The sequence below is a fragment of the Micromonospora sp. NPDC005161 genome (genome assembly GCF_053599855.1).
Map to the genome: position 1 here is coordinate 1 of NZ_JBSFYQ010000121.1, position 1594 is coordinate 1594.

The following is a 1594-nucleotide window of genomic DNA, read 5'->3' on the forward strand; positions in this document are numbered from 1 at the left end:
GTGGTGTTTGGCCGGCTGTCGCGTCGGCGGGCGTGGTCTCCTGGGTCCTCCGGTCGTGGGTTGAGGGCTGGCCGGAGGTCAGCCGGGGGCTGGGATCGCCGCGATCCGGGTGAACGCGGCGGCGATGTGGGAGGCCCAGGGCCATGTGGACGGGATGCGCAGGCGTCGACGGCGTTGGCCGTGGACGAGGCGGGCGGCGGTATGCAGCACGCGGTAGCGCAAGGTCTTCGGTTCGCAGCGGGCCAGGTCGCCGGTCAGGGCGAGGATCTGAAGCCAGGCGATCAGGTCGGCGGCGATCGCGGCGAGGGTGCACCAGGCCTGATTGATCGGGAACTCGCGCGAGGGCAGCCGGCGAAGGCCGGTGTCCTTGGCGCAGCGGATGCGGTCCTCGACCCGGGCGTGGGCGCGGTGGCGGGCTTCCAGCCACTGCAGGGCTCCGGCGCGGGTGTTGGTGACGAACGCGGTGTAGCGCCAGCCGTCGCGTTCCTCGAACAGCGACAGTTGCGCGCCGGGGTGGGGGCGTTCCCGACGCACGATGACCCGCATCCCGGCCGGCCAGCCGGTCAGGGTAAGCAGTCCGGTCAGTTCCGCGACGTGGGCGCCGTCGCGGACACCGCCGTCGGCGTTGATCGCCGGCGACCAGCCCGAGGTGGGGATCTTGGTGATCGCCTGGCGTTCCATTTCGGTGATGGACCAGCCGATCGAGTACTCCACCCTGCGGCCCCGCTTCGCGTCCTGGCCGGTGAGCCAGTCGAGGACGGTGTGGGTGGCCCCGGCCGAGTCGGCTCGCACGAGCAGGTGTCGCCGATACGCGGCCGGGATCTGCGTGAACGCCTCGCCCAGCACGTGCAGGTGATCGGCGGCGGTGTTCGCTCCCGCGTTGCCCGGCCGGAGCCGGATGGCCAGCATCTCCCGGGTGTTGTCGCAGGTGACGAGGAGTGGATGGAACCCGAAGGTGTGCTTGTAGGTCTTGTCCGCGCCGTCTTTCTCGCTGTGCGCCAGCAGCAGGGTCGCGTCGACGTCCAGGACCACCACACCAGCACCGACCTCACGGCCGGCGGCCCAAGCGGCCGGCACCTGGTCGAACAGTGACCAGACCCGGGCCCGCACCGTCGCCCGCGCCCGCGTTATCCGCCGCATCTGCACGTCGCCGATCTCGTCGAGGGCCCGCCAGCACGTCGCCGGCGAGGCGACCTGCCCGAACACCTCACCCTGATGCCGAACCACGCCGATGTCAGCGATCGCTTCACCGCCGTCGGCGATCATCACCGCCATATCGGTCAGGACGCGGCCCCGGTCCCGCCCTGGTGTGAACCCGCGACGCGCCACCGCCCGCGACAACGTCCCGGTCAGGCCGGTCCGGTCGGCCAACGTGCGCAGCAGCACCATCCCGGCATGCGATACCACACCACGACCGCCGACCTCGACGGACAATCCCCTGGACCAATCGGTACTCTGCACCTACGAAGTGCCTTCCGCGCATGGAACTCTGAACGACTCGACACCGGTCAGTTTTCCTTACGTGGTAGGCACTTCGCTGTCTCTACCCAACAGTCTCAGCCCTCAAGATCACGACCGCCGTGAAAGACCGAGG

At 69.9% G+C, this 1594-nt stretch carries 1 protein-coding gene; it reads right to left on the minus strand.

Going from position 1 to position 1594, the window contains the following annotated elements; genetic code table 11:
• Window positions 1-78: 78 nt before the first annotated feature.
• Complete coding sequence (locus ACWD5O_RS37110) at window positions 79-1461, minus strand: IS1380 family transposase (RefSeq protein WP_450088170.1); 1383 nt, start codon at window positions 1459-1461, stop codon at window positions 79-81.
• Between the last annotated feature and the right edge of the window lie 133 nt (window positions 1462-1594).